This window comes from Saccharothrix sp. NBAS 001 (genome assembly GCF_056640475.1).
This window is the reverse complement of the sequence record NZ_CM153251.1, coordinates 5,972,049-5,997,884: the sequence shown is the minus strand read 5'-3', so window position 1 is coordinate 5,997,884 and position 25,836 is coordinate 5,972,049. Positions and strand designations below refer to the sequence as shown.

26 protein-coding genes and 1 tRNA gene are annotated in these 25,836 nt (G+C 71.2%); 10 read left to right on the top strand and 17 right to left on the bottom strand.

Annotation, left to right across the window (positions count from 1 at the left end; genetic code table 11):
- The first annotated feature begins 65 nt into the window (after nt 1-65).
- From AC0HI0_RS25435 to AC0HI0_RS25425, 3 genes are all read left to right on the top strand, one after another.
- On the top strand, nt 66-1,334 hold the full coding sequence (locus AC0HI0_RS25435; protein ID WP_480926019.1) for a class I SAM-dependent methyltransferase: 1,269 nt from the start codon (nt 66-68) through the stop codon (nt 1,332-1,334).
- Nucleotides 1,331-2,104: a DUF1295 domain-containing protein gene (locus AC0HI0_RS25430; RefSeq protein ID WP_480926018.1), complete on the top strand. Its 774-nt coding sequence runs from the start codon at nt 1,331-1,333 to the stop codon at nt 2,102-2,104. The genes AC0HI0_RS25435 and AC0HI0_RS25430 overlap by 4 nt, the downstream gene beginning before the upstream one ends.
- A gap of 69 nt (nt 2,105-2,173) precedes the next feature.
- On the top strand, nt 2,174-4,231 hold the full coding sequence (locus tag AC0HI0_RS25425) for a S9 family peptidase (RefSeq protein WP_480926017.1): 2,058 nt from the start codon (nt 2,174-2,176) through the stop codon (nt 4,229-4,231).
- Nucleotides 4,232-4,345: 114 nt separating this feature from the next.
- Here AC0HI0_RS25425 and AC0HI0_RS25420 read toward each other — a convergent pair whose 3' ends face one another.
- The 5 genes from AC0HI0_RS25420 to AC0HI0_RS25400 form a co-directional block, all read right to left on the bottom strand.
- The gene (locus AC0HI0_RS25420; RefSeq protein WP_480926016.1) at nt 4,346-5,188 is read right to left on the bottom strand and encodes a spermidine synthase; all 843 of its coding nucleotides are present in this window, start codon (nt 5,186-5,188) and stop codon (nt 4,346-4,348) included.
- Nucleotides 5,185-5,595 carry an adenosylmethionine decarboxylase gene (gene speD / locus AC0HI0_RS25415; RefSeq protein ID WP_480926015.1) on the bottom strand — a complete coding sequence of 137 codons (411 nt, stop codon included), beginning with the start codon at nt 5,593-5,595 and terminating at the stop codon, nt 5,185-5,187. The genes AC0HI0_RS25420 and speD overlap by 4 nt, the downstream gene beginning before the upstream one ends.
- Nucleotides 5,596-5,650: 55 nt before the next feature.
- The gene (locus AC0HI0_RS25410) at nt 5,651-6,823 is read right to left on the bottom strand and encodes a type III PLP-dependent enzyme (RefSeq protein WP_480926014.1); all 1,173 of its coding nucleotides are present in this window, start codon (nt 6,821-6,823) and stop codon (nt 5,651-5,653) included.
- Between the two features lie 77 nt (nt 6,824-6,900).
- On the bottom strand, nt 6,901-8,136 hold the full coding sequence (locus tag AC0HI0_RS25405; RefSeq protein WP_480934380.1) for a metallophosphoesterase: 1,236 nt from the start codon (nt 8,134-8,136) through the stop codon (nt 6,901-6,903).
- A gap of 157 nt (nt 8,137-8,293) precedes the next feature.
- Complete coding sequence (locus AC0HI0_RS25400; protein ID WP_480926013.1) at nt 8,294-8,470, bottom strand: Imm1 family immunity protein; 177 nt, start codon at nt 8,468-8,470, stop codon at nt 8,294-8,296.
- A 280-nt stretch (nt 8,471-8,750) separates the two neighbouring features.
- Here AC0HI0_RS25400 and AC0HI0_RS25395 point away from each other — a divergent pair, with 280 nt between their 5' ends.
- The 3 genes from AC0HI0_RS25395 to pabB all read left to right on the top strand — a co-directional run bounded on the left by AC0HI0_RS25395 (nt 8,751) and on the right by pabB (nt 12,304).
- Nucleotides 8,751-9,251, top strand: a complete 501-nt coding sequence (locus tag AC0HI0_RS25395; RefSeq protein WP_480926012.1) for a SigE family RNA polymerase sigma factor — start codon at nt 8,751-8,753, stop codon at nt 9,249-9,251.
- Nucleotides 9,248-10,198, top strand: a complete 951-nt coding sequence (locus tag AC0HI0_RS25390) for a hypothetical protein (RefSeq protein ID WP_480926011.1) — start codon at nt 9,248-9,250, stop codon at nt 10,196-10,198. The genes AC0HI0_RS25395 and AC0HI0_RS25390 overlap by 4 nt, the downstream gene beginning before the upstream one ends.
- A 102-nt stretch (nt 10,199-10,300) precedes the next feature.
- Nucleotides 10,301-12,304 (top strand): aminodeoxychorismate synthase component I, encoded by a 2,004-nt coding sequence (pabB, locus tag AC0HI0_RS25385; RefSeq protein ID WP_480926010.1) that lies wholly within the window; start codon nt 10,301-10,303, stop codon nt 12,302-12,304.
- A 78-nt stretch (nt 12,305-12,382) separates the two neighbouring features.
- On the opposite strand, the gene AC0HI0_RS25380 is transcribed toward pabB, so the two are convergent.
- Nucleotides 12,383-12,724 carry a histone-like nucleoid-structuring protein Lsr2 gene (locus tag AC0HI0_RS25380; protein ID WP_015104119.1) on the bottom strand — a complete coding sequence of 114 codons (342 nt, stop codon included), beginning with the start codon at nt 12,722-12,724 and terminating at the stop codon, nt 12,383-12,385.
- 275 nt (nt 12,725-12,999) lie between these two features.
- On the opposite strand from AC0HI0_RS25380, the gene AC0HI0_RS25375 reads away from it, so the two are divergent.
- The 4 genes from AC0HI0_RS25375 to AC0HI0_RS25360 all read left to right on the top strand — a co-directional run bounded on the left by AC0HI0_RS25375 (nt 13,000) and on the right by AC0HI0_RS25360 (nt 15,465).
- Nucleotides 13,000-13,281, top strand: a complete 282-nt coding sequence (locus AC0HI0_RS25375; protein WP_480926009.1) for a metal-sensitive transcriptional regulator — start codon at nt 13,000-13,002, stop codon at nt 13,279-13,281.
- 136 nt (nt 13,282-13,417) lie between these two features.
- A tRNA-Leu gene (locus AC0HI0_RS25370) sits at nt 13,418-13,494 on the top strand.
- A 100-nt stretch (nt 13,495-13,594) separates the two neighbouring features.
- Nucleotides 13,595-14,833 (top strand): site-specific integrase, encoded by a 1,239-nt coding sequence (locus AC0HI0_RS25365; RefSeq protein ID WP_480926008.1) that lies wholly within the window; start codon nt 13,595-13,597, stop codon nt 14,831-14,833.
- A gap of 125 nt (nt 14,834-14,958) precedes the next feature.
- Nucleotides 14,959-15,465: a hypothetical protein gene (locus tag AC0HI0_RS25360; RefSeq protein ID WP_480926007.1), complete on the top strand. Its 507-nt coding sequence runs from the start codon at nt 14,959-14,961 to the stop codon at nt 15,463-15,465.
- A gap of 77 nt (nt 15,466-15,542) precedes the next feature.
- Here the strand turns inward: AC0HI0_RS25360 and AC0HI0_RS25355 are convergent, their stop codons facing one another.
- The 11 genes from AC0HI0_RS25355 to AC0HI0_RS25305 form a co-directional block, all read right to left on the bottom strand.
- Nucleotides 15,543-15,917, bottom strand: coding sequence for a hypothetical protein (locus AC0HI0_RS25355; protein ID WP_480926006.1), 375 nt, complete (start codon nt 15,915-15,917; stop codon nt 15,543-15,545).
- Nucleotides 15,914-16,879: an N-acetylmuramoyl-L-alanine amidase gene (locus tag AC0HI0_RS25350; RefSeq protein ID WP_480926005.1), complete on the bottom strand. Its 966-nt coding sequence runs from the start codon at nt 16,877-16,879 to the stop codon at nt 15,914-15,916. The genes AC0HI0_RS25355 and AC0HI0_RS25350 overlap by 4 nt, the downstream gene beginning before the upstream one ends.
- 11 nt (nt 16,880-16,890) lie before the next feature.
- On the bottom strand, nt 16,891-17,391 hold the full coding sequence (locus AC0HI0_RS25345) for a hypothetical protein (protein ID WP_480926004.1): 501 nt from the start codon (nt 17,389-17,391) through the stop codon (nt 16,891-16,893).
- A 25-nt stretch (nt 17,392-17,416) separates the two neighbouring features.
- Entirely contained in the window at nt 17,417-17,953 is a 537-nt protein-coding gene (locus tag AC0HI0_RS25340; RefSeq protein ID WP_480926003.1) for a hypothetical protein, read from the bottom strand.
- On the bottom strand, nt 17,950-18,222 hold the full coding sequence (locus tag AC0HI0_RS25335; protein WP_480926002.1) for a hypothetical protein: 273 nt from the start codon (nt 18,220-18,222) through the stop codon (nt 17,950-17,952). Before AC0HI0_RS25335 ends, AC0HI0_RS25340 begins: the two co-directional genes overlap by 4 nt.
- An 84-nt stretch (nt 18,223-18,306) precedes the next feature.
- Nucleotides 18,307-18,612, bottom strand: a complete 306-nt coding sequence (locus tag AC0HI0_RS25330) for a hypothetical protein (protein ID WP_480926001.1) — start codon at nt 18,610-18,612, stop codon at nt 18,307-18,309.
- A 10-nt stretch (nt 18,613-18,622) separates the two neighbouring features.
- Nucleotides 18,623-18,859 carry a hypothetical protein gene (locus tag AC0HI0_RS25325; protein WP_480926000.1) on the bottom strand — a complete coding sequence of 79 codons (237 nt, stop codon included), beginning with the start codon at nt 18,857-18,859 and terminating at the stop codon, nt 18,623-18,625.
- A 4-nt stretch (nt 18,860-18,863) separates the two neighbouring features.
- A complete protein-coding gene (locus tag AC0HI0_RS25320) occupies nt 18,864-19,958 on the bottom strand; it encodes a DUF5047 domain-containing protein (RefSeq protein ID WP_480925999.1) in 1,095 nt (364 codons plus the stop codon).
- Between the two features lie 10 nt (nt 19,959-19,968).
- The gene (locus AC0HI0_RS25315) at nt 19,969-21,375 is read right to left on the bottom strand and encodes a hypothetical protein (protein WP_480925998.1); all 1,407 of its coding nucleotides are present in this window, start codon (nt 21,373-21,375) and stop codon (nt 19,969-19,971) included.
- Nucleotide 21,376: 1 nt separating this feature from the next.
- Nucleotides 21,377-22,111 carry a hypothetical protein gene (locus tag AC0HI0_RS25310; protein ID WP_480925997.1) on the bottom strand — a complete coding sequence of 245 codons (735 nt, stop codon included), beginning with the start codon at nt 22,109-22,111 and terminating at the stop codon, nt 21,377-21,379.
- Nucleotides 22,111-25,836, bottom strand: a complete 3,726-nt coding sequence (locus AC0HI0_RS25305; RefSeq protein ID WP_480925996.1) for a transglycosylase SLT domain-containing protein — start codon at nt 25,834-25,836, stop codon at nt 22,111-22,113. The genes AC0HI0_RS25310 and AC0HI0_RS25305 overlap by 1 nt, the downstream gene beginning before the upstream one ends.

The following is a 25,836-nucleotide window of genomic DNA, read 5'->3' as shown; positions in this document are numbered from 1 at the left end:
GCGGGTCGAACCAAGACAGGGGTGGCGTGCGAACGTCGGGTACCAGAGGTGTGAGGAGGAGACTCGTGGTCGTCGCAACCGCCGGAGTGGCCGGGCGGCTCGCCGCCGTCGTGGAGCGTCTGCTGGGTGCGCCGCTGCCCATCGGGCTGCGCGCGTGGGACGGCAGCACGGCCGGCCCGCAGGACGGCCCGGTGGCCGTGATCAGGTCCCGCCGCGCCCTGCGCCGGCTGCTGTGGAACCCCGACGAGCTGGGCCTGTCCCGCGCGTACGTCGCGGGGGAGTTGGACGTGGACGGTGACCTGACCGACGGGCTGGTCCGGTTCTGGGAGCTGGCGCGGCAGGGGAGGCTGACCAAGCCGAAGGCGCTGGACGTGCTCGGCGCGGTGCGCACGGCGGCCGCGCTGGGCGTGCTCGGACCGAGGCCCGCGCCGCCCGGCGAGGAGGCCCGGCTGTCCGGCCGGCGGCACACCCGCGACCGGGACCGGGACGCCATCGCCCACCACTACGACCTGAGCAACGCGTTCTACCAGTTGGTGCTCGACCCGAGCATGGCGTACTCGTGCGGGTACTTCACCTCACCGGACGCCACGGTCGCCGAGGCGCAGCACGCCAAACTGGACCTGGTGTGCCGCAAGCTCGGGCTGGAGCCGGGGATGCGCCTGCTGGACGTGGGCTGCGGGTGGGGTTCGATGATCGTCCACGCCGCCAAGCACTTCGGCGTGCGGGCGACCGGCGTGACGATCTCGGCGCAGCAGAAGGCGCACATCGAGTCCCGGATCGAGCGCGAGGGCCTGGCCGACCTGGTCACCGTGCGGCTCCAGGACTACCGGGAGATCGCCGACCCGCCGTTCGACGCCGTCTCCACGATCGAGATGGGCGAGCACGTCGGCGAGGAGAACTACCCCCGCTACGCCGCCGTGCTGCACCGGGTGCTCAAGCCGGGCGGGCGGCTGCTGCTGCAGCAGATGTCGCGCGGTGCCAACGCGCCCGGCGGCGGCGCGTTCATCGAGTCCTACGTGGCACCGGACATGCACATGCGCCCGGTCAGCCGGACCCTGGCGCACCTGGAAGGGGCGGGCTTCGAGGTCCGGGATGTGCACGCGCTGCGCGAGCACTACGTTTGGACCGTCCGCGCGTGGGCCGAGACGCTCGAACGCCGCTGGGCCGAGGCGGTCGCCCTGGTCGGCGAAGGCCAGGCGCGGGTGTGGCGGCTGTACCTGGCCGGTGGCGCGCTGACGTTCGAGGAGGGCCGGATGGGTGTGGACCAGGTGCTCGCGGTCCGGCCCGGCCCGCGCGGCGGGAGCGGGCTGCCCAGGACTCGGGAGTGGGCGTGAACTTCGGCTGGAACGTCCTGTGGTCGGCGGTCGCCGTCGTCGTCCTGGTGACGGCGCTGTTCGGCTACGCCGCGTCGCGCAAGCGGTTCGACCTGGTCGACTCGTTCTGGGGGCCGGGCTTCGCGGTGATCGCGGCGCTGACCTACGCGCTGTCGGCGCACTCGGCGCGGGCGCTGGTCGTCGCGGTGCTGACGGTGGTGTGGGGCGTGCGGCTGGGGTGGCACATCCACTCCCGCAACCGCAAGAAGCCCGAGGACCAGCGGTACGTGGACATGTACGCGCGGGCCAAGGGCAACCCGCTGGCCAAGATGTACCGGGTCTACCTGCTCCAGGCCGCGATCATGCTGGTCGTCTCGCTGCCGGTGCAGTTCGCCGCGCACCTGACGGCGGAGTTCGGCGTGCTGGACTACCTGGGCGTGGCGGTGTGGCTGGTCGGGTTCGCGTTCGAGGCGATCGGCGACCACCAGCTCGAACGCTTCAAGGCCGACCCGGCGAACAAGGGCCAGGTCATGGACCAGGGCCTGTGGCGCTACACCCGCCACCCCAACTACTTCGGCGACGCGTGCGTGTGGTGGGGGCTGTTCCTGTTCGCCTGCGCCGCGCCGTGGGGCCTGGTGCTGGCGGTCAGCCCGCTGCTGATGACCTTCCTGCTCGCCAAGGGCAGCGGGAAGCCGTTGCTGGAGAAGGACATCGCGCAGCGGCGTCCGGGGTACGCCGACTACGTGCGGCGGACCAGCGGGTTCTTCCCGCTGCCGCCGAAGGCCGGGTAGCCGCGGCGGTGGCCCGGTCGCTGCACGTAGCGGCCGGGTCACCCGGTGGTGAGGCCATAAGGTGTCACCGTGGGCAACGAGATCTCCTTCCCGCGCCAGCAAGCGCGCAGCCAGCGGTTCACCCTCGGTGCGCCGCGCAACTTCACCGTCGCACCCGACGGCAGCCGGGTCTACTTCCTGCGGACCGCGTCGGCCACGAGCCGCGCGAACTGCCTGTGGGCCTACGACACCGCCACCGGGACCGAGCGGCTCCTGGTCGACGCGGCCTCCCTGCTCACCGACCCCGAGGATCTGTCCCCGGAGGAGCGGGCGCGCCGCGAGCGCAGCCGTGAGCAGGCCACCGGCATCGTGTCCTACGCGGTGGACGCGGACGTCGCGCAGGCCGCGTTCGCGCTGTCCGGGCGGCTGTTCGTGGCCGACCTGGCGTCCGGCGCGGTGCGCGAGCTGCCGGTGGGCGGCAGCGTCGTCGACCCCCGGCTGGACCCGACCGGGCGCAAGGTCGGCTACGTCGTGGCGGGCGCGCTGCACGTGGTGGACCTCGAATCGGGCAACGACGTGGTGCTCGCCGAACCGGACGCGGACGACGTGACGTGGGGCCTGGCGGAGTTCATCGCCGCCGAGGAGATGGGCCGCCACCGCGGCTACTGGTTCTCCCCGGACGGCGAGCACGTGCTGGCCGCGCGGGTCGACAACCGCCCGGTGCACCGCTGGTACATCGCCGACCCGGCGAACCCGGGCACCCCGGCCGCCGAGATCGCCTACCCGGCCGCCGGCACCCCCAACGCGGACGTCCAGGTCGCGATCCTGGGCCTCGACGGCAGCCGCGAGTTCGTGACGTGGGACCGGGCGGCGCTGCCCTACCTGAACACCGCGAACTGGTCGGCGCACGGCCGGCCGCTGCTCCAGGTCCAGTCGCGCGACCAGCGCCGGGTGGAGGTGCTCGCGGCCGGCCCGGACGGCGTCGAGGTGGTCGCCGCGGACACCGACCCGCACTGGGTCGAGGTCGTGCCCGGCTCGCCGCGCTGGATGCCGGACGGCGAGCTGGCCCGGGTGGTGCCGCTGGACGGCGCGAACCGGCTCGTGGTGGGCGGGCGGGTGTGGACGCCGGACGGCTTCCAGGTGCGCTCGGTGGTCGAGGTGGCCGACGACGTGCTGGTGACCGCGTCCACCGACGACCCCACCCAGGTGCACGTGTACCGGGTCACCGCCGACGGCGTCCACCGACTGTCCACTGAGGACGGTGTGCACGGGGTCGCGCGCGGCGGCGACGTGGTGGTGCTGTCCTCCAGCGGTCTCGGGCACTTCGGGCCGAAGGTCACGGTGACCGGCGGCGGCACGATCGGCTCGTTCGCGGAGACCCCGGTGCTCACGCCGGACGTGCGGCTGCTGACCGTGGGTGAGCGCGGGCTGCGCGCGGCGCTGCTGCTGCCCGCCGGGCACGTGAAGGGCGAGAAGCTGCCCGTCCTGCTCGACCCGTACGGCGGGCCGCACGCGCAGCGCGTGCTCAGCGCCCGCAACGCCTACCTGGCGTCGCAGTGGTTGGCGGACCAGGGTTTCGCGGTCCTCGTGGTGGACGGGCGCGGCACACCCGGCCGGGGCCCGGAGTGGGAGCGGGCGATCGCGTTCGACTTCGCCGGCGCCACGCTGGAGGACCAGGTCGACGCCCTGCACGCCGTCGCGGCGCGGGAGGACGACCTGGACCTGGGCCGGGTGGCGATCCGGGGCTGGTCCTACGGCGGGTACCTGTCGGCGCTGGCGGTGCTGCGGCGGCCGGACGTGTTCCACGCCGGCATCGCGGGCGCGCCGGTCACCGACTGGCGGCTCTACGACACCCACTACACCGAGCGGTACCTCGGGCACCCGGACGAGAAGCCCGAGGTGTACGACGCGAACTCGCTCATCGCGGACGCGTCGAAGCTGGAGCGGCCGTTGATGATCGTGCACGGGCTGGCGGACGACAACGTGGTGGCCGCGCACACGCTCCGGCTCTCGTCGGCGCTGCTGGCGGCGGGACGCCCGCACACCGTGCTGCCGCTGTCGGGCGTGACCCACATGACACCGCAGGAGCAGGTGGCCGAGAACCTCCTGCTGTTGCAGGTGGACTTCCTCAAGCGCTCGCTGGGCTGACGGCCGGCGTCACCGCCGCCGGGACGACCCGGCCGCGCCCGGCGCTGTGACCCGGTCACGGCAAGAGGCCCGTTTCCGTTGCCCGGCAACGGAAACGGGCCTCTCGCGGACCGGTCAGGCCAGGGACTGCCGCACCAGGTACGGCGGGATCGAGTTGCCCAGCAGGGCCAGGTCGTCGATCGTCTCGGGCCGGTAGCCGCAGCCGGCCAGGCGCTCGGTCATCAGCGCGGTCGGGTCGGCCACCTCGTCGGCGCGGCCGAACAGGTACGCCCACTCGTGCTCGTCCGAGCCGTAGTACGCGACCGTGCCGAACACGTCGTTGAACCGCTGCCAGGAGCGGATCAGCGTGCCGTTGCGCCACATGGTCTGGCACCCGGCCTGCGTCACCACCACGCCACCCGGCGTGAGCAGCGCCTTGCACATGCGCAGGAACTCCTCGCCGTACAGGCGGTTGTGCTGCGCCTCCTCCTCGCGCTCGTCCGGCAGGTCCACCAGGACGATGTCGTAGCGCTCGGAGGTGGTGCGGATGTGCTCCCAGCCGTCGGTGTAGCGCACGCGGATCGCGCCCTCGCCCTGCTCGGCCGAGGCCAGCTCCCGCGGCGTGTAGCCGTAGGGCAGGTGCTCCGCGCACAGCTTCACGGCTTCTTCGTCGATGTCGATGTGGTCGACCACCGACGCGCCGGCCGCGACCGCCATCTGGCACACCACGCCCTCGCTCGACCCGATGACCAGCACCCGGTCGACGCGGTCGGCGAGCAGCAGCGCCGGGACCATCAGCGCCTCGTGGTAGGTCAGCTGGCTGAACTCGGTGCTCTGCCGGTCGTCGTCGCAGAACAGCGACAAGCCCTGGCCGGTGCGCGCGATCACCAGGTGCTGGAACTTCGTCTGGGTGTCGACCACCACGTCCTCGACGTCCCAGAGCCGGGTCAAACCGGCCGCGAGCGGTTCGCGGATCACGCCTTCTCCTCGCCTACGAGCGCGGGGACCCGAGTGCCCCGGCTGATCATGTCCGTCCGTGCGGACGCAGCTCCCAGCGCAGTGGCCAGCAACTGCACCGCGAGCGCGGGTTTGGCGCGCGTGCCGCAAGTGAACACGTCCACGAACACCGCTCCGACTTCCGGATACGTGTGGATGGACGCGTGCGACTCCGACAACAGGGCCAACACGGTGACCCCTTGCGGCTCGAACTGCTTGGAGACCACCTCCAACACCGTGGCATCGGCCTGGGTGAGGGCTTCGCCTAGGGCGTGTCGCAGGAACTGCTCGTCGTCCAGCAGTTCCGGGCTCACGCCTTCGAGTTCGGCGAGTACGTGCTGTCCTGCGAACAAGCCAACCGGCTCGGTTTCGCACGGGAGTTCGGACATCAATCACTCCAAACATCTTGAGGAGGGGTCTTGCGTCTTACAGACAGGAGCGTGCTCATCGCACGCAGTAGGTGGCCAACGGCTCGAAACCGTTGAAGGCCACGGAGGAGTAGCTGGCGGTGTACGCCCCGGCGCACAGCAGGTCGACGTGGTCGCCCGCCCGAAGTTCCAGCGGCAGGTCGTAACACGTGTTCTGGTACAGCACGTCGTCCGCGTCGCACGTCGGTCCGGCGATCACCACGGGCCCGGTGGGCCCGCCGTCGCGGCTGGTCCGCAACGGGTAGGCGATCGCCTCGCCCTCGGTCTCCGCGAGCCCGCCGTAGCGGCCGATGTCGAGGAACACCCAGCGCCGTTCGTCCGAATAGGACTTCCGCGACACCAGCACGACCTCGGAGCGCAGCACCCCGGACTCGGCCACGACCGCGCGGCCCGGCTCGATCATCACCTTCGGCGCGAACTCCCCGAAGTGCCGGGCGATCGACGCGGTGATGGCGGCGGCGTAGTCGGCCAGCGGCGGCAACGGATCCAGGTAGCCCGCGGGCAGACCACCGCCCAGGTTCACCGTTGACAGCTCGACGCCCTCGGCCCGCAGCTTCGCGGTCACCTCGGCGGCGTCGGCGATCGCCGCGTCCCACCCGGTCGGGTCGAGCTGCTGGGACCCGGCATGGAACGCCACGCCCAGCGGCACCAGACCCAGCTCCCGCGCCAGGCGCAGGAGATCCGCCGCCATTTCCGGCGCGCAGCCGAACTTCTTCCCGAACGGGTAGGTGGAACTGTTGGTGTTCACCAAGATCCGGAGCATCACCGACGAGCCCGGCGCGTGCTCGGCCAGCGCCCGCACGTCCTGCTCGCTGTCCGACACGAACAGCCGCACCCCGCGACCGTGCGCGTAGGCGATGTCCCTGGCCTTCTTGATGGGGTTGCTGTAGGAGATCGTCTCCGGTCGCGCGCCCCGCGCCAGGCACAGGTCGATCTCGTTGGGGCTGGCGACGTCGAAGCTCGACCCCTCGGCGGCCAGCAGCTCGACCACCTCGGGCGCCGGATTCGCCTTCACCGCGTAGAAAATCCCCACGTCGGGCAGGGCGTCGCGGATCGCAGCGAACCGGTCGCGCACCGTGGGCAGGTCGATGACCAGGCACGGCGTCGCGGGTTGCTCATGGTCCAGGAAACGACGAATACGAGCTGTTGCCTCGTGGTGGAGCCGTTGGCCGGCAAAGCTCGTCTTCATCTCGCTAGGGGTCCCCCTCCGCAACCGCGTGCTGGCACGGCCGTCCACTCTAGGCGGTTTCGGTGAAGAACGCTCTATCAGCCGGCGAAGTTGTGATGCAGCTCCACCAACGTGATGTCCGGCGGAGCCCCCACGCGGACCGGCGGACCCCAGAAACCGGCACCGTTGCTGGTGTACACCTGGGTCCCGTCGACAGTGTCCAGACCACTGCGAACGGGTTGCTGCAAGCCGACAACGAGGTGGAACGGGAACATCTGGCCGCCGTGCGTGTGGCCGGAGAGCTGGAGGTCCACGCCGTGCCCGGCGGCCTCGCGCGCCTGCACCGGTTGGTGCGCCAGCAGGACCACCGGGTTGCTCCGGTCGCGCCCGTCCAGCGCCCGCGCGAAGTCCGGGCCGCCGTCGAAGTCCCGGCCCGTGACGTCGTTCACGCCGGCGAGGTCGAACGCCGCCCCGGCCCGTTCCACGCGCAGCCGCTCGTTGCGCAGCGGGTGCACGCCGAGCCGGTCGAGTTCGGTCACCCACGGCTCCACACCCGAGTAGTACTCGTGGTTGCCGGTGACGAAGAACGAGCCGTGCGTGCTCACCAGGTCACGCAGCGGTGCCGCCGCCTCGCCCAGCTCCTCGACCGTGCCGTCCACCAGGTCGCCGACGATCGCCACCAGGTCGGCCTGCTGCTCGTTGATCATCCGGACGATGCGCTCGGTGTGCGCGCGGCCCAGCAGCGGGCCCAGGTGGATGTCGCTGACCACCGCGATGCGGTAGCCGGAGAGCTTCGGGTCGAGCTTGCCCAGCGTGATGGGCACCCGCTTCACCAGCGGGTCGCCCAGCGCCTGCGTCGCGCCGTAGCCGACGACACCCGCCGCGGCGACCCCGCCGACCGCGGCCAGCGACCGCGCGATGAACAGCCTGCGGCTCTGGTCGTGCGGCGTGGCGGGCCCGGCGGGTTCCAGCGTGGCGACGGCGTCCGCGTGCCCGGACGTCCCGGCCGGCTCGGGCGGCTCGGGCGCGGTCGTCGGGACGGGTGCGGTGGCCGTGACGGGCGTGGAGCGGCGGCGGGCGGCGCGGTTGAGCAGGGCGCGCGGGACCTCCATCAGCCCGAACAGCAACGCCAGGTAGAACGCGCAGGCCAACCAGAGGTAGCCGGGCCACGCCAGGATCGCGGTGTTCAGCACCAGACCGGCCACCAGCAGCACGAACAGCCCGATCACGACGCCGGTGCCGACCTGCCGCGCCCGACCGGGCAGAGTCGTGTCGCGGACCGCGCGCCGCCACACGTAGTAGTGGACCGCGCCCATGACGACGGCGAACAGCACGACGAACAACTTGCTGCCTCCCAGTGGTGTGGTGCCAAGTCTCCATGAAACGCGGCGGACCCGTGCAACCGTCCGGGCCTCTGCCGGCGTGACCAGCCCGGTACCGCGACCGGCATCGTGCGGAAGGCGATCCGGGCGGTGTCGGCTGGTCGGTAGGTCAGGCGTCGGTTCGCCAGTGCACGGCCGCCGATCGGCCGCCGGTCGTGACGAACTCGTGCACGGCCGCGCGGACGTCGGCCAAGGGCACCTCGGCATCAGTCGGGAACTCCCGGACGTCGCCCTGGTAGTCGATCGACGCCGGGGATTCCCGCTCGGGGAGCGCCGACTCCAACACCACTTCCCCTTGCCCGGCCTGGTCTGCCGGCGCTTCGGGTCACGCTTGACGCCCTCCACCACCCGCTCGGTCTCACCGGCGGCGTCAGCGCCCGCGTCGACCAGGTGCTTCGCGTCCGATGCCCGACCCACGTCGTACGTGTGGTCATCGGAGGCTTCCTCGCCCCGGACCGACCGGCTCTCGATCGACCCGGCGCGGCCCACGAAATATCGTGCCGGCGTGCAACCGTCCGGGCCGCTGCCGGCGTGACTTACCCGGTACCGCGGGATGGGGGAGACAGATGAGTGATCGGGACGCCGCGTTCGCCGAGTACTTCGCGGCGCGGTCCGAGGCCATGCGCGGCACGGCGTACCTGCTGTGCCACGACTGGCACCGTGCGGAGGACCTGGTCCAGGCCACGTTCGCCAAGATCTACGTGGCGTGGGCGCGGATCAACCGGCACGAGGCACTCGACGCCTACACCCGGCAGACGCTGGTCCGGACGTTCGTGTCCGAACTGCGCCGGGGCTGGTTCAAGCGGGAACGCGTGAGCGACTCGACACCGGAGGCCGCCGGTGTCGGTCGGGGATCGGCGGAGGACCGGCTGGTGCTGCTCGACGCACTGGCCAAGGTGCCGCCGAGGCAACGCGCGGTCCTGGTCCTGCGGTACTGGGAAGACCTGTCGGTCGAGGAGACCGCCAGGGCGTTGGACTGTTCCGAGGGAACCGTCAAGAGCCAGGCCGCGCGGGGGCTGCAGACGCTGCGCGGCCTGATCACCCCGCAGCAGGGAGAAATGGTGTGATGGACGAGGACGAGCTGAAGCGCGCGTTTCGCGACGCGATGGTGGCGAGCAGCCCGCCGCCTCCGATGAGCCCCGCCGCCGCGCTGGCGGCCGGCCGATCCGCCCGGCGCAGGCGCACGGCGACCTGGGGCGCCGCGGTGGCGGGCCTGGCCGTGGTGGCGATCACCGTCGGCACGGTGCTGGTGCCGCAGCTCACCGGCGGGTCCGGTGGCGCGGTGATCCAGGCGGGCGGGCAGTCGTCCGACCCGGGGCCGGTGCGGCCGGGGGTGTCGGTCACCCCCGGGCCGTCCGGGTTCCCCGGCACCACCGGGCGGCCGCCCGGGTCGGGGTCGCCGAGCGGGACCGGGCGGGCGACCGAGACGTCGTGGCCGGACGGGCAGGAGGACCGGACCGCGACCAGGGGGCCGCGCGCGGAGAAGTCCGTGACGTTGCTCAACGACCTGGGCTCGTCGCTCCCGGCGACGTTCCAGGCGGTGGACCGGCAGCCGGTCGGCGACCAGTGGTTCGGGCCGCTGCGTTCCAGCCAGTCGCAGTTCGCCGACTACTACGACGGCGACAAGCAGGTCTGGGAGTACATGGCGAGCACCCCCGTGGTCCGGGAGGGCTCGTCGGGCGTGGGCCGACTGTGGATCCAGGTCGCCACCAAGGGCACGAAGAAGGCGTCGGACGGCTCGCCGTGCGGCGCGGTCGCCGCCGCCTGGCCGATCAAGGGCTCCTGCCAGGTGCTGGACGTGGGCGGCAAGAAGGTCGGCCACGTCACGTCGCGGCCCGACCTGGAGTCCGACCTCGACGAGCTGGTGATCCACCAGTACGACGACGGGACGCTGGTGTTCGTCGGGCAGGCCGCCGAGTTCCGGCGCTCCGGCCTGCCGGCGCTGGACGGCCAGGTGTTCACCCGGGACGCGCTGGCGGCGCTCGCCACCGACCCGAGGTTCCACCTGGACTGAGTCGGGCGGACCGGAGGGGCCGGGGGTGTGTCCGGCCTCTCCGGGGTGCTCCACCCGGAGTACTCCATCCGGGTGTTTCGGCAGGTACCGTGCTGTGTTGCCATGCGGACCCTGCTGATCGACAACTACGACTCGTTCACGTTCAACCTGTTCCACTACCTCGCACAGGTGAACGGGCGGGAACCGGTCGTCGTCGCGAACGACGACCCCCGGTTCCGGATGTCCGATTTGCGCCGGTTCGACAACGTGGTGCTCTCACCCGGTCCCGGCCGCCCGCACAACCCCGCCGACTTCGGCCTGTGCCGCGCCGTCATCGACCACGGCGACCTCCCGCTGCTCGGCGTCTGCCTCGGGCACCAGGGGCTCTGCCTCGCGCACGGCGCGACGGTCGACCTGGTCGAGCCCCGGCACGGGGTGGTCGACCAGGTGCGGCACACGGGCACCGACCTGTTCGCCGGGCTGCCCTCGCCGCTGCCCGTGGTGCGCTACCACTCGCTGGCCGTCACCGACCTGCCGCCGTCGCTGGAGGCCGTGGCCTGGTCGGCGTCCGACGGCGTGCTCATGGGCGTGCGGGACCGCACCCGGCCCGCGTGGGGCGTGCAGTTCCACCCCGAGTCGGTGTGCACCGGGTACGGCCACGAGCTGCTGGCCAACTTCCGCGACCTGAGCGGCGGGTCGTCCGGCGCGGCCGACCCGGTGGTGCCGGCGGCTGTGCCGGCCCCTGAGCGGCAGGTGATCGTGCGGCGGGTGGACGTCCACCCGCCACCGGAACGGGTGTTCGCGGCGCTCTACGGGGCCTCTGCCGACGCGTTCTGGCTCGACAGCGCCCAGCAGGGGCACCGGGGCCGGTTCTCGGTCATGGGCGACGCCGGCGGGCCGCTGGCGCGGGTCGCGAAGTACGACGTGTGGACCGGGCGGGTGACGGTCGGCGACGAGGAGTTCGAGGGGCCGTTGTTCGACTGGTTGGCGGCGGACCTGGCGGCCAACCGGGTGGCCGTGCCGGACGTCCCGTTCGAGTTCCACCTCGGGTGGGTCGGGTACCTCGGCTACGAGTTGAAAGCGGAATGCGGCGGTGAGTCCGCGCACCGTTCGGAGCAACCGGATGCCGCGTTCGTGTTCGCCGATCGGGCGCTCGTCTTCGACCATGTGGAGCGGTGCGTACATCTGTTGACGCTCACCGACGCGGACGGGTGGTTGGACCGAACGGCGGCGTTGCTCACCCGTGTCGGCGATGACCCTCCGCCGCCTGTTTTAGGGGCCGCCGCGCAGTGCGTTCAGCTCCGGCACAACCGGGCGCAATACCTGAAACTCGTCGCGGCCTGCCAAGAGGCCATCACGGCGGGCGAGAGCTATGAGGTGTGCCTGACGAACGCGGTCACCTGGCGGGGCCGGGTCGACCCGTGGGAGGCGTACCGGTTCCTGCGCGCGGAAAGCCCGGCACCGTTCGGGGCGTTGCTCCGTTTCGACGCGCTCTCGGTGCTCAGCACTTCACCCGAGCGGTTCATCCGGATCGACCGGGAGGGTGTCGTCGAATCCGAGCCAATCAAGGGCACCCGGCCGCGCGGGGCGACCCCCGGGGCGGACCGGGCTTTGCGCACGGCCTTGGCGACCAGCGCGAAGGACCGGGCCGAGAACCTGATGATCGTGGACCTGGTCCGCAATGATCTGGGCCATTGCGCGGAAGTGGGCAGCGTCGAGGTGCCCAGGATCTTCGAGGTGGAGAGCTACGCGACGGTGCACCAGCTCGTCAGCACCGTTCGGGCGAGACTTCGGCGCGGCGGCGGCGCGGTGTCGGCTGTTAGGGCGGCGTTCCCCGGCGGGTCGATGACGGGGGCGCCCAAGATCCGGACAATGCAGATCATCGACGGGCTGGAAGCCGGGCCGCGTGGTGTCTACTCGGGTGCGCTCGGTTACTTCTCACTGTCCGGAACGGCCGACTTCAGCATCGTCATCAGGACGCTGGTGGTGGACCGGGACAAGGTGAGTTTCGGCGTGGGGGGCGCGGTCATCGCGCTGTCCGACCCGGCCGCGGAATTCGAGGAGACGGCGGTCAAGGCGACCGCCCTGCTGAGACTGCTCGGTACCGGGTTTCCGGGCCGGGAGTGAAACCCCTGACCTGCGGTTTCCGGTGTTGTCCCCTGCGGCGGGCACGGTTGCGCCGCAGGGGAAAACGCCCGGCGCGGCTCAGGAGGCGTGGGCTTCCTGGAACTGCACGACCAGGCCCTGGGGAATGCGGCCGCGGTCCGAGATCTGGTGCCCCTGCGCCCGCGCCCAGTCCCGAATGGCCTGCGCCTGGGCCTTGTCACCAGCCTTTACCGTGCTCTTGCCGGTGCCCTTGCGCTGCTTGCGGCCGCCCGCGCGGCGCGCCTTGGCGACGAAGTCGGCCAGGGACTCGCGGAGCTTGTCCGCATTGTCCTTGGAGAGGTCGATGGAGTACTCCACACCGTCCAAGGCGAAGGTCACGGTCTCGGCGGCTTCGCTGCCGTCGAGGTCGTCGATGAGTTGGACGACGGTCTGCTGTGCCACTGTTCCTCCGTGTGTGCTCGCATAGCGCGTGTTGCCGTCAACTTGTATCTGCACCACACGCTTCGGACGACACCATAGTGCACGGAAGGAATATCGCCTAACCTTTCGTCGCGAAAATGTGTCCGATGCCCCCGGACGGGTCATTTCGCGGGCTAAACCGCCGGCACCGAAATGTGAGGGCCGCCTTCGGCGTCACACGTGGTGCCGGTCACACCCGGTCGGGTGGCCTATCCTGGAGGTCGGGTACCCGCCCGGGGTAGGGAAGGTCGGGAGCGATGCACGGTTACACGGCGGACAAGGACGCTTACCTCAAGCGCCTGCGCCGCATCGAAGGACAGGTCCGCGGCCTCCAGCGCATGGTCGAGAACGACGAGTACTGCATCGACGTGCTGACCCAGATCTCGGCCGCCACGAAGGCGTTGCAGGCCGTCTCCCTGGGCCTGCTGGACGAACACCTCAAGCACTGCGTCGCGCAGGCCGCCGCGGAAGGCGGCCAGGTGGCGGAGGACAAGCTCGCCGAGGCGTCGGCCGCGATCGCCCGCCTGGTCCGCTCGTAACGCGGCTCCCGCCGCGCGCCCGCCCGCCACCGCGGCACCCGCGCGGGGCCCGCTCGGCGTCGGACCGGACGGTCGGCTGCGGCCGAGGGGTACGCGGCAGTCCGCCCACCTGATCCAGTAGAGTGCAGTCTCACTGGCCCCCGTAGCCCAACCGGCAGAGGCAGCGGACTCAAAATCCGTCCAGTGTCAGTTCGACTCTGACCGGGGGCACCAGAACTAGCAGGTCACCGCCCATGGCGATCAAGCTGCGGCGCTCTTACCATGATCGTACCCAACGGAAACCCAACGCTTTGGCGGAACAGGGGTGGGGCGCATGGCCAGGGAACCACTGGAGATCGGCACCTTCGGCGACATCTACCACTCGGCCCAGGTCGACGGCACCTGGATGCCACTCCGCGAGGTCCCGGATGGGGCCGAGCCCACGAACTACAAGGCCGCAGCCCGCTACCGCGCGGCAGACGGCCACACCAGACAGATGGAGCGCGTCGGCCCCACCAGCAAGAAGGCCGAGGCGAACCTGAAAAAGGCGCTCATCGAACGCCTCAACGCCAACGGCACCATCCTGACCGGCGACTCCCGCTTCGGTGAGGTGGCCAAGGTTTGGATGGCCGGCGTCGAGCGTCGCCGCGCGGCGACGACCGTCGACCGGTACCGGGGCCGCCTCGACAACCACGTCATCCCCGCACTCGGCCGGCTGTTCATCCGCGAGTGCACGCCCGGCCGCCTCAAGCAAGCCATCGACGCCATGGAGCGGACCGGCCTGGAAGCGGGGACGCTCCGCGGGATCCGCACCGTGATTTCAGGCGTTCTCCAGGAAGCGGTCGACCTCGAACTGGTCGACAAGAACCCGGTGCGGAACATGTCCCGCATCACCTCCAGCGGTCGCCGCAAGAAGAAGGTCTCCTACAACGCCCAGCAACTCGTCGACTTCCTCGCCAAAGTCGACGCGGACAAGACCGCCCGGCGCGGCGACCTGTGCGATGTGATCCGGTTTCTGTTCGGGACCGGCGCTCGGTTCGGTGAGGCGCTGGCGCTGCGCTGGAGGGACCTCAACCTGACCGACGAGCCGGTCGACGTGGAAGACGAGGATGGGGACTTCGTTCAGATCCCGGCGCACGGGGTGTGGTTCAACGGCAACCTCGTCGGGGTCCGCGGGCGCGGCATCGTGCGTCATGGCGGCAAGACCGAGTCCTCCCGCGGCACGGTCGTGCTCCCCGAGTTCCTCGTGATGCTGCTGCAGTTCCGCCAGCCTGCCGATGCGGGACCGGACACGCCAGTGTTTCCGTCGTCGGTCGGCGGCTGGCGACACCCGTCGAACGTCCAGCGGTCGGTCCGGCGATTGCGGGAGCGGATCGGCTATCCGACCTTCACCACCCACGTCGGCCGGCGCACGGTCGCGACCGCGCTGGACCGGGCCGGGCACACGGCACGCGAGGTGGCGGCGATCCTGCGGCACGCACGCCCGTCAATGACCCAGGACGTGTACATGGCGAAGGACACGGCGAACCCGGCGGCGGCAGCAGCCCTGGATCGGTTCCACGGCGCCGCGTGACGGTTCGGACGGGGACTGGTCTCCTGGGAAGCGCGAACAACCACCAGACCAGCCCCCGCCCGTACATTGTGCCCGGCCGGGTGACCGGCGTAACAGTCCGGGCGGCGCGGCGCGACACACACGTCATGCGTATCGCGATACTCGCCGCCGTCGTGTTGGCCACTACGGCGTGCACCAGCAGCCCCTCCCAGACGGCCAGCTCGACTCCGCCGCCGGCGTCCACTCCGCAACCCGCCGCCACCACCACGACCTCGGCCGCGCCGAAGATCCTGACGTGGGGTGACAAGGGCACGTCCACCCAGGTCGACATCCAGCTCGGCACTCCGGTCGCGGACCCGACCCCGACCGACAAGCCCGGCACGCGGTACGTGCTGATCCCCCTCAAGATCACCAACAATGCGGCCGGGACGGCGGCGCTGTCCTTCTCCGGGCGGGTGGGCCAGACCGAGGCTCCGCCGGTGGACCTCGGCTCGGAACTCCCCCCGAAGCTGCTGCCAGGCGAGTCCGCCGAACTGCAGCGGCGGTTCCGGGTGCCGACCGACGGCAAGGAGCTGGTGATCGAGACGTACGCGAACATCGACCAGCAGCCGACGCAGAACCGGCTGTCGTTCAAGGGCCCGCTGCCTGCCTGACCGACGACGAAGCGCCCCCGCGCCCGGCCGGAGCCGAGAGCGGGGGCGTCGTGCTGCCGGACGGAAGTGCGGCAGTCCTACGGGGTGCGGGGCAGAGTGCTCACGTCGTACGAGCCGTCCCCACCGAGCCTTGCTGCCTTCGGCTGGTTCGGGATGCCGAGCACCCCGGCGGCGGTGCCGACCGCGATGACGATCGTCCACACCTCCTGTGAGGAGATCCCGCCGGGCAGCAGCGGGATCACCGCGCCAGCGCCCAGCACCAAGGCGTTGACCCAGGTTTTTGCGGTGGCCAGCAACGGGGTGTTGGGAATCAGCCAGGTGCCGACGGCGTTGAGCGCTGCCGCGCCGACGACGATGCCTTCCTCGACGGACAGGCCGCCGTCGGTGAGCGCGCCCTGCAGGCCGAACGCGATCGCGCCGAGGATCGCCCACCACAGCTTCATGTAGCTCATCGGGTCGCCTCTCCGGTGGACGGCACGAGGGTGCCGATCCGCTCCAGCAGTTCGTCGACGGTCCGCTTGGCCTCGTCCAGGTTGTCCGTGTCGCGCACGCGGCCCAGGGCTTCCTCGACGAGGCCCTTGATGCCCTCCTCCAGGCCGGCGACGATCGCCGGGACCTGCTCGGCGGCGGCGGACGACGCGGCCTCACGGGTGAGTTCGGCGAGCCGCTCGGGGGTGACGTCGCCGTCCGTGGCGATCCCGGCCACCTGGGCCTGGATGGAGGCGAGGGCGACGGCGTTGGCCATCGACGCCTCTCGGGCGTCCTTCGCCATGCCCTGCGCGCTGGCCAGGGCCTGGGACGCGAGCACCCACGTGCCGTCCCAGAGCCTGATGGATTCGTCCTTGAGCATGTCGTCTCCCTTGGCGGATTCCTGGCCGGCGACCAGGTTGATGAACACGTCCCAGGGGAAGTTCCGCCCCGGGTCGGTGTGGTCGGTCTCCCGCCAAGCGGCGCTGGTGTCGGCGTGCCCGCAGATCCCGTCGACGTCGGCACGCAGGTCTGCGGCACCGACCTTGCGGACGGTGATGCCGTACTGGTCGCAGCGGTCCCGGACCCATGCGGCGGTGTGGCGCAGCATGGTCATCGGGGACCGGACCGTGCGGTTGCCGTTGACCCACGGCACCCACAGGGTGATGTCCTGTTCGGACAGCCACTGTTCGCGGGTCATGTGCGCGAAGGCACACAGTTCGATGTGCAGCCCCCATGAGTTCGCGGTTCCGCCTGCGGTCCAGGCGGCGCGGTCGTAGGGCACCAGCGGCGCCGCCACACCACCGGCATCGGACGCGGCGTGCGCGGACGCGCCGCTGTTGTTGTCGAGGAAGGCGGCCATGTCGTTGCGGTTGAGGATGCCCTCACCGGTGTGGATCGTGACGAACCACGGCGTGCCCGGTCGGGCGCTGGAGTAGGGGGCCATTGGGCACCTCTCTACTGTCGGAGGCGGTTGGCGATGGTGACGAGTTCGGTGCCGTACGTGGCGGAGGGCGCCCACTTCCCGCCCAGCTCCTCGAACGCCTCGCACCTGTGGCGGCCGATCACGAGCCAGTAGCGCGGGTCGATCACAAGCCCGGCGACCGGCCAGCCCGCGTACGCGCGCAGGTGCTGTACGTGCGCGGTCGCGCCGACATCCCAGGACGCGAACAGCGCGTGCGCCAGTGGGTTGTCCCCGTCGGTCACGCCTGGGTACATCGCCTGATGGCGGATCTTGAGACCGCAGGTGTTGTAGCTCTCCGGCCGCACCCGGCCGCCGTACGCGCCGCCGCCGGTCTCTTTGTAGGACTGGGCTATGACGCCGACCGGGTCGATGCCGTAGTCGATGCCGGCCTGCCACAGTGCGGGGACCATCTGCTCGCGGAACAGCACGGTGGCCGTACCGAGTCGCGACAGGACGCCCTCGCGGGTGGAACTGGGCGGTCCGATGATGCGCATGGTCACCTCACGCTGGTATCCGGGGTCATCGGCACAGGTCGCGCGGAGCAGGGGGGTAGGGGTTCTGTGTCTGCTGCTCCTTGGCCTGGGCGCGCTTGGACAGGTAGTCCGCGAGCGCGGCCTGGAACCGGACCCCGTTGTCCGCCGAGGGAGCGGCGGTGAGCTGGCCGATCTTGGTCATCAGGTCGTCCAGCGCCTGCTGCGCCTCGGCGTTGGCCTTGCTCCGCGCGTCCAGGGCGTCGGCGAACCCGTTGGCGTAGGCCAGCTGGCACTGCTGGACGCGCAGCGTCTCGGCGTCCTGTGCGGCGTTCGTACGGTTGTCAGCCACGCTCTTCACGGTGGTGACGATCGCCAGGACGATGAGGACGGCGGGCACGACCGCCGCGCCGAACCGCCTGCGCGCGGTCTGCCGGGTCGGCTCCACTGGCTCTGCCCCCTCGGGTTTGGTTGCGCGGCGGGCGATCCGTCGCAGGTCCAGCACGGCGCGGTCCAGCAGCACGCCGACGATCACGCCGAACATTGCCCACGCGATCGAGTGCAGGGTGTAGATGCAGGAGTTCACGAGTCATCACCCGAACCCGGGTCGCGTTCGCCGGCGATCAGGTCCCCGACCACGCGGCGGGCGTCGTCGAGCACATCGCCGGCGGACTGGTCGTCGCGGTCCTCCGGGCGCTGGCGGCGCAGCTGCCGGAACAAGATTGCGGCGACGATCATGAACGGGGCGTTGACGACCGGCTGGGTCAACTCCGGGGCGAGGTAGGCGATGACGAGGTTCGCGACCCACGCCAGGCTGATGATCCACAGCAGCGCGATCTGCAGCGCTCTGGGCACAAGGCACCCCCGAGGGTCAGTGGTGGATGATCGAGATTCCACCGACCTGCCCGACCAGGTGGTGAAGCACAACCGCAAACCCTCCTACGGCGCGGGCGGTGCCGCCCCGGCGAACGCGTCCCACATGCTGTTCGTCGTGAACTCGATGTCGTTCGCACTGCTGTCGTGCGTGATGACCGGGTTCGTCGCCACGGCCCACGCGAACCGCGGCGCCCAGGCGTCCGACTGCTCCAGCACCCGCACCGACAGCGACCGACGCAGCTGGCCACGCGGCGAACCGTCCTCGCTCTCCGCCCCCACCGCCACGGCCGCCTTCACCATTGCCGCCTGCACCCGTTCGACGAACGAGCGGGTGGTCGCCAACTGGCTGATCTCGTCCAACCTGTCCACGAGTGTCCTTTCACGACAGAGCGGGGGTGCCAAGCACGAACCATGCGCCCGGCTTGATGCACAGCACCAGCACCACGTGGCCGACGACCGGGGTGTATGCGGTCAGGCGCGGGAGGGTGCGGGACTGGCCGTCGATGGTCAGGACGACCTTGCCGCCGACGGCGGTGCCGGTGACCGTCCCGACCCGCAGCAGCCCGTCCCGCAGCTCGGTCAGGCGCTGCTCGATCGCGTCCTCGGGGTTGGCCACCACGTCACCCCGCAGCCAGCGAGCGAGTGTCCAGAGTCTGTGCGCCAGACGGCGACAGAGGCGTGACCACACGGTCCACGATGTGGGTCTGCACGGTGCCCTGGTCCCGGACCACGACGACATCACCAGCCTCCAGCGCGGGGTTCACGATCGTCGACAGGGTCACAGCGGCGTCCCCGCCTCGCGTGCGCGCGAGCAGCGCGGCGGCGGTGGTCTGGCACTGGCCGATCGTGGTCAGCAGCGGACTGCTGTAGATACGGGTCTTCTTGCCAAACGGCCCGAGGTAGTAGGTGGGGCTGGCAGGGTCGGTGTCCCACACCGTCGCGGTCACCGGCGCGGTGCCGTCGGTGCGCTCCCCGCGCGCCACCACCCCGCTGTACACGCCCTCGCGAGATTGGTCGTCGTCGCGTTCGATCAGGATCCCGCCGGCCCCGGAGTCGACGACCCACAGCGGGTTGTCGGCCAGGGTCGGCTGGTAGCGGATGACCCCGCTGCCCTCCGGGTCGAAGTACACCTCCGCACCGAGCGCATCACCGAGCTTCTCGACGCCGTCGGCCCAGCGTTCCTGCTCGATCTCCAGACGGGGCGCGACCTGGCTGGAGCCGGTGAGGTCGGTGACGAGGACGTCGGTGCCCAGCGTTTCCTGGATCAGCCGGCGGATCTCGGTGACCACCGTCGCTCCGGACACCGTCTGTCCGGGCGCGAGCAGTCGGTCCTCCGCCACCCTGGCCGACCGGTCGACCAGCGACAGCGACATCGTGCCCGAGGAAGGCATCGGGCGTCGGCGGGGTGCTCGGGTCACGAGGCCGCGGATCACCGGTATCCACTCCGGTTCGGTCACGCCGGGGATGACGATGCCGTAGTCGACCTGGATCTCCGTGCCGTACACCCCGATCACCGAACGCGGGTCGACCGACCACAGGGCCAGGTCGGTTTCCAGCGTGGCGGTGCGGCGGGTCTGTGATCCCGCGTCGGAGGTGACCGATCCGCCCGCGACCGGGATCTGCCGCGTGCCGTACGGGCCGTAGGCGGTGGCGCGCACGGCGATGCTGTGGGTCTGGGTCAGGGCCGTGCGCGCGGGGCTGCTCAGCGGCCACATCGGCGACCTCCTACGCGGTGGCGTACAACGCCGCGTCGGGGACGCCGGTCTCCCAGAACGGCGCGGACAGCAGCCATGCGTCCTGCCATGCCTTGCGGCCCTCGGGGTCGATGGTGAGCTTGCCCAGCGCGATCCACTGGTCCGGGTAGTGGACGTCGTCGGGGGTGCGCAGCAGCACCGGCTGCAGGTCCGCGAACGCCCTCTCCAGCGCCTGCTTCTCGGCGGCGCTGATGGCGTTGAACCTGATGTCGCCGGTGGCCGCGCGTCGCGTCTGCGCCGACACGACCACCGCGTACGGGGAGTCCAGGGGGTAGAACACGCCCTGGTCGACTTCGTGCTCCAGCGTCGGCACCACGCGCAGGTCCACGGTGATCGGCGAGTCGGGGCGGACCGGGTGGGTCAGCCACGTGCGGCCGGCACCGTCGAGCACGGCCTGTTCGGAGGTCACCCGGCCGCCGACCAGGCTGGGGTTGTACGCCTGGTAGGTGACTGCGGTGTCCAGCGGGCACTCGCCGTCGTCGACGGTGAGGATCGGCGCGAGCCGGCTGGTCGACAGGCCGGTGGTGCCGGTCCACGTCCCGCCGAACGAGTCGCCGCCGAACCACACGCCGTCGGTGGCTCCCTGCTCGACGACGACCGCGTCCAGGTCCATCGTGCCAGCGAGGGGCATCCCGGCCGCCACGAGCTTGATCACGCCCACGGCGGCGGCCCCGACAGGGGCGACGGCGGTCATCACGTGCCGCGCCCACAGCGTGACCGAGGCGTTGATCTGGTCGGCGGTCAGCGTGACCGTCTGCGTGGTCAGCGCGCCACCCGCGCTGTTGGTGTAGGCAACGGACAGCGTGACCGAGCTGGCCGCGGCGGACAGTCGCAGCGCGACTGCCACGGTCGCGCCGGGGGCGACGGGCATGCTGTGCGGCACGCCGATCCCGACCGGCCCGGCGGACGTTGCGGTGGCCCGCAGCGACCAGGCTCCCTCCGCTCCGTCGGCAACCCGTGCGAGCGTCGCGCTGCCGTCGGTCACCGAGTAGCCGGTCGACGCCACCTCGACGCCGGGATTGGCGCACCAGTTCGTGCGCGTCGCAACGGTCGCCGTGACGGGATAGCCGCTGCGAACCGGGGTCCGCGCGCCGTCGGGTGTGATCCGGATCAGCTGCAGGCCGGGTGCGTCGGGCCACCACGCCTGGACCCGCATGACACCCCGGTCAGGCAGCGGGGTCAGCAGGATTCCGCCGCCGGGATAGGTGGCCTGCGCCCCGGCACCCGCCACTCCCAGCCGTGTCAACCCGCGCAGCGCGGTCTGCGAGCCGTAGGTGAACGTCGCTGGCACGTCGGGGACGGGATACTGCGACGGCGGCGGGGCCGGCATCACGTCACCGGCCAGCGGCACCCGCCCCAGTGCGGTGGAGGCGACCACCTCAGTACCCGGTGGCGATGTAGGTGAACGAGCAGGATCCGCTCAACACCGCCGACGACCCGTTGCGGACCTCGACCGTGGCACCCGCGGCCGAGGTGGCCAGGATGACGAACGGTCCGCCCGCTGCGGAGAAGGTCGAGGTGAGCGAGAGCCCGATCGTCGTGGTCGGGAACGGTGTCTTGTAGACGAACGCGATCTGGCCCGAACCGTTGGTGGTGCCGATGATGTGGCCGGTCCGGGTGACGATGACCGAGTTGGTCGGAGGCTGCACCGCGTACTGGTTCGGCCCGGCGTCGGCGGGCGTGCAGATCCCGACACTGGGCCCCCATCCCGCGACCGTGCGCTCCACCACGTAGCTCTCGTCGCCGATGAGCGAACGGAGCCCGTAGTACGGGTCTCCGGGCAGCGCGGCCCTGGTCGTCGAGTGCAACAACAAGTCGCGTTGGTTGGCGGCGTCGATGAACTGGGTCTGCGCCGGCCACGCCTGCGCGGTGCTGCCTTCCTTGCCGCGCACTACGGTCACCGACTGCGACGCGGTCGTGTGCCCGGTGATCCACACGACCTCGTACAGGCCCAGCGCTGGGTTGTGCAGCACGATCGGCAGGTAGAACGTGGTCGAGTAAGTGTTCGGGAGATCGACGAACGCGAGGCTCGACAGCGTCGTGTCGGAGATCGTGGCCTGCAGGCTCAGCACGCCCGCGAAGTAGTTCCGGTGGGTGCGCTGCTCGTAGCTCATCAGACTCTCCTGCGGGTCGCGATGGCGGTGCCGGTGGCGTGCCCGGCCCGCTCGATACGGCCGTCCACGAAGTGCATGAGCCCGTCGTCGCGGACTTCGACCACCGCGCCCGCCAGGGACAGGCCGTCGAGGCTGTTCGCGCGGGAGACCGCGTCCCACTGGTCGTCGGTCAACACCCGCTCGGGGCGGCTGGTGCCGTTGTAGACGGTCGAGTAGCCCGGCGGGATCAGCCCGCCCGAGTCGTAGCCCAGGGGTGCCGCGCCCGGGTCGGACTGCTGCACGCTGTAGATCGACCCGTACCGGGCCAGGATGTACCGGATCCCGGCGACGATGTTGGCCACCGGGTGGGTGATGTCGTCGGGCAGTCGGGGGTCGCGGTAGGCGGCGAAGGTCTGCGGGATCGTCTGCATCAGCCCCTGGCTCGGGTAGCCGGCCTGGGCGTTGGAGTCCCACAAGTTGATCGCCTTGGGATTGCCGCCGGACTCGCGCATGATCAGCGTGTGCAGGCGGGGTGCCCAGTCCGCGCCGACGCCGGTGATCTGGATGGCCGAGGCGATCCAAGACGCCAAGTCGCCGCCGCCGCTCAGACCCAGCCAGCCCTGCAGCTTCTCCCACAGCCACTCGGCGCCCTTGGACACGAGCGTGGCCGGGGTCTGAGCCAGCAGCGTGAGCCATTCGCCAGCGCCGCCGAGCGCCGCCTTCACGTAACCGACCGGGTCGGTCCACAAAGCTTTCACGGTGTCGCCGATGCCGGGCAGCCAGCCCAGCAGGGTGCCGACAACCCCACCCTCGGCGAACCGCTGCACTACGCCACCCTCGGCGAACCGCTGTCCGCCGCCGGTGCCCGCGCCGCCCTGCGACCGTCCGCCGGAGAAGAACTTGTTGGCCCAGCCGATGAAGCCCGCGCCGAGCCCGCGCACGGCCTCGGGCACCAGCCAGCCCTCACCTGGCGAGGCGAGGACCGGGACGACATCGCGGCCGGGCGCGTAGCCGGGCAGCACGCCGCCGTGCGCCATGTGCTGCATCTTGCCGCCGCTGGTGGGCGAACCCCGACTGAAGGACAGTTCCGGCAGTTCTCCGAGCCCGACGAGGGAGGCGACCTTGTTCCACACCGCGCGGATGCCCTCGTTGTAGACCACCTCGATGATCCACTTGATGGGGGTGGACAGGATGTCGTACACCCGATCCCACGCCGCCTTGATCGCGTCCACGGCCGTGCCGAATGCCGAGCCGACCGCGCCCGCCGCAGAGGAGATCGCGTCGAACACGGGGTGGATCACGTTTTCCCACACCCACGAGATCGCGGTGCCGAGCGCATCCCACGCTGGCTTGATCAAGTTGTTCCACGCCCACGCGAACGCGTCGCCCAGGACGCCGACCGCCGCGCCGATGTAACCGAAAACCGGCTGCACCACGCTGCCCCACAGCCACGAGACGACCGCGCCGATCGCCTCGAACACCGGCACGGCGACGGACTGCCACAACCAGACCAGCACTGCGGCCCATGCCTTGACGTAGGCGACGATGAAGTCCACGACCGGGCTGATCACGTTCTGCCACAGCCAGGTGAACAGTTCGCCGATCGCCGAGAACACCGGGCTCAGGACGTTCTCCCACAGCCAGGTCGCCACGACGGCGATCGCCTTGAACGCCAGCACTGCCGGAGCGACGAACACCGTGACCAGGATCGCCGCGGCGATCCGCGCCGCCAGGCTGATCCCGTCGAACAGCGGCTTGAGGACGTACTCCCACAGCCACGACGCCGCCGTGCCGATCGCCTTGAGCGCGACCACGATGCCGTCGAACGCGGGCTTGAGGACGTTGTCCCACACCCACACCGCAGCGGACTGGATGGCCTCCCACAACCCGATCCAGAAATTCCGGAACCCTTCGCTGTGGTTCCACAGGTAGATGATCCCGGCGACCAGGGCGGCGATCGCGACGATGATGATCCCGATCGGGTTCGCGGACATGGCGGCGTTGAGCGCCCACTGGGCCGCCGCCCATGCCTGGACCCACCGGATGATGGTCGACACGATGGCGTAGCCCTTCAGCGCCAACGATCCGGCGAGGAACCCGGCCGCCAGCACCGGCAGGGCGGGGGCGAGCCAGTCGATCAGGGTGGCCAGCGGAGGCAGAATCTGCGACGCCAGCGACGCCAGGTCCACGATCAGCGGCGCGACCGCGATCGCCGCCGCGGAGAACCCAGCCGCCAGCGCCGGGATCTGCGGACCCAGCTTCACGACTGCGGCGAACACCGCCTGCGCCACGGCCTGGACGCCCGGCAGCAGCGCGGCGACCACCGCGTGCACGGTTCGGAACAGGGTCACCAGCGCGGTCTGTCCCTCGGCGGACTGCAGCAGGGCCGCGACCGCGCCGGTCACTGCGTACACGGTGCCCAGCAGCCCGCCACCGCCGGCCTGCGACGCCGCGCCGAACACCGCCCCGACGATCGAGCCGATGTTGCCCGCCACCGCGCCGAGGTCCTGCAGCGCGTCCAGCCCACCCCGGATCCACGCTTCGAGCTGGCCGGACGCGCGGGCCTCGGCGACGAACGCCGCCAGCCCGGCCGTGGCGCTGCCGAACCCCATGGTGACGTCGGCGGTCACGACCGCGCCGACCGCGACCACGTCGCGCAGCGCCGCCAGCAACGGCCGGGTCCCCTCGGTCAGGTTGCCGACCGCGACCGTGGACCGGTCGAAGATCAGGGGCAGGTCATCGATCGTGCGCTGCTCGCGAGCGAACCCGGCCGCGCCGAGCGCCGCCGCGTTCCACTGCCCGGCCATGCCGACCAGGCCGGTGCGCACGGCGGGCAGGTAAGTCTCGCCCAGCGGCCGGACCTCGTCGGCGACGTCCGCGAACAACCTGGCCTGCGTGTCCAGCCGGATCTCGGCCAGCGCGGGCTTGAACCGCAGGTACTCGCCGACCAGCGCCCGCGCCGGGCTGGCCAGCTTCGCGGTCGCCTCATTGAGCTTCTGCGCGTCGCCTTCCGCAGCGGCCTTCATAGCATCGCCCAGCCCGAGCACGCCGACCTTGAGCGCAGCGACCGCGACGCCGCCGGTGGCCAGCGCCCCGGGCACCAGCAGGGCCGCGCCGGAGGTCGTCGCCAACGCCCCGCCGAGCGCGGTGACGGTCGGGACCGCCGACCCGACCGCCACCACCCCTGCCGCCGCCCGGTACGCGCCCACCGAGAGAGCGAGCGCGTCACGGCGGGCGTCGCGCAGCGACTTGGACATCCGGTCGACGCCCTCGCCCTGCTGCCACAACCGGACCAGGGTCGAGGTGCCGCGCTCGGCGGACTTCTCGAACTCCTCGACGGCCGCCTTGTGCCGCTTCTGCGCGGCCTCCAGCACCGTGGAGGCTTTGGTCGCGTCCGACTGGGCGCGGGTGGACGCGCGCGTGGCCGAGGCCAGGCGCTCCTCGGCCACCGCGAGCTGGTCGACGGTGGCCTTGCCCGAGGCGCGCAGCTTCGCTAGGCGCTCCTCGGCGACCCGCACCCGGCCGACCGAGTCGGCTTCCTTGTCCCTGGCCTTGGCCAGGCGCTCAGTGAGCGCCTTGACGTCATCCTCGGCCTTGGTCGCAGCCGCCTTGTCGACCTGCGGCACCACCGTCGCCACGGCGCGCACGTCGACGGCCTTCAGGTCACGGCCGACCTGCTTCTGGAAACCGCGCAGGGACGGCAGAACCTGTACGTACGCCGCGCCGGCGAGGTAGCGGGCAGCCAC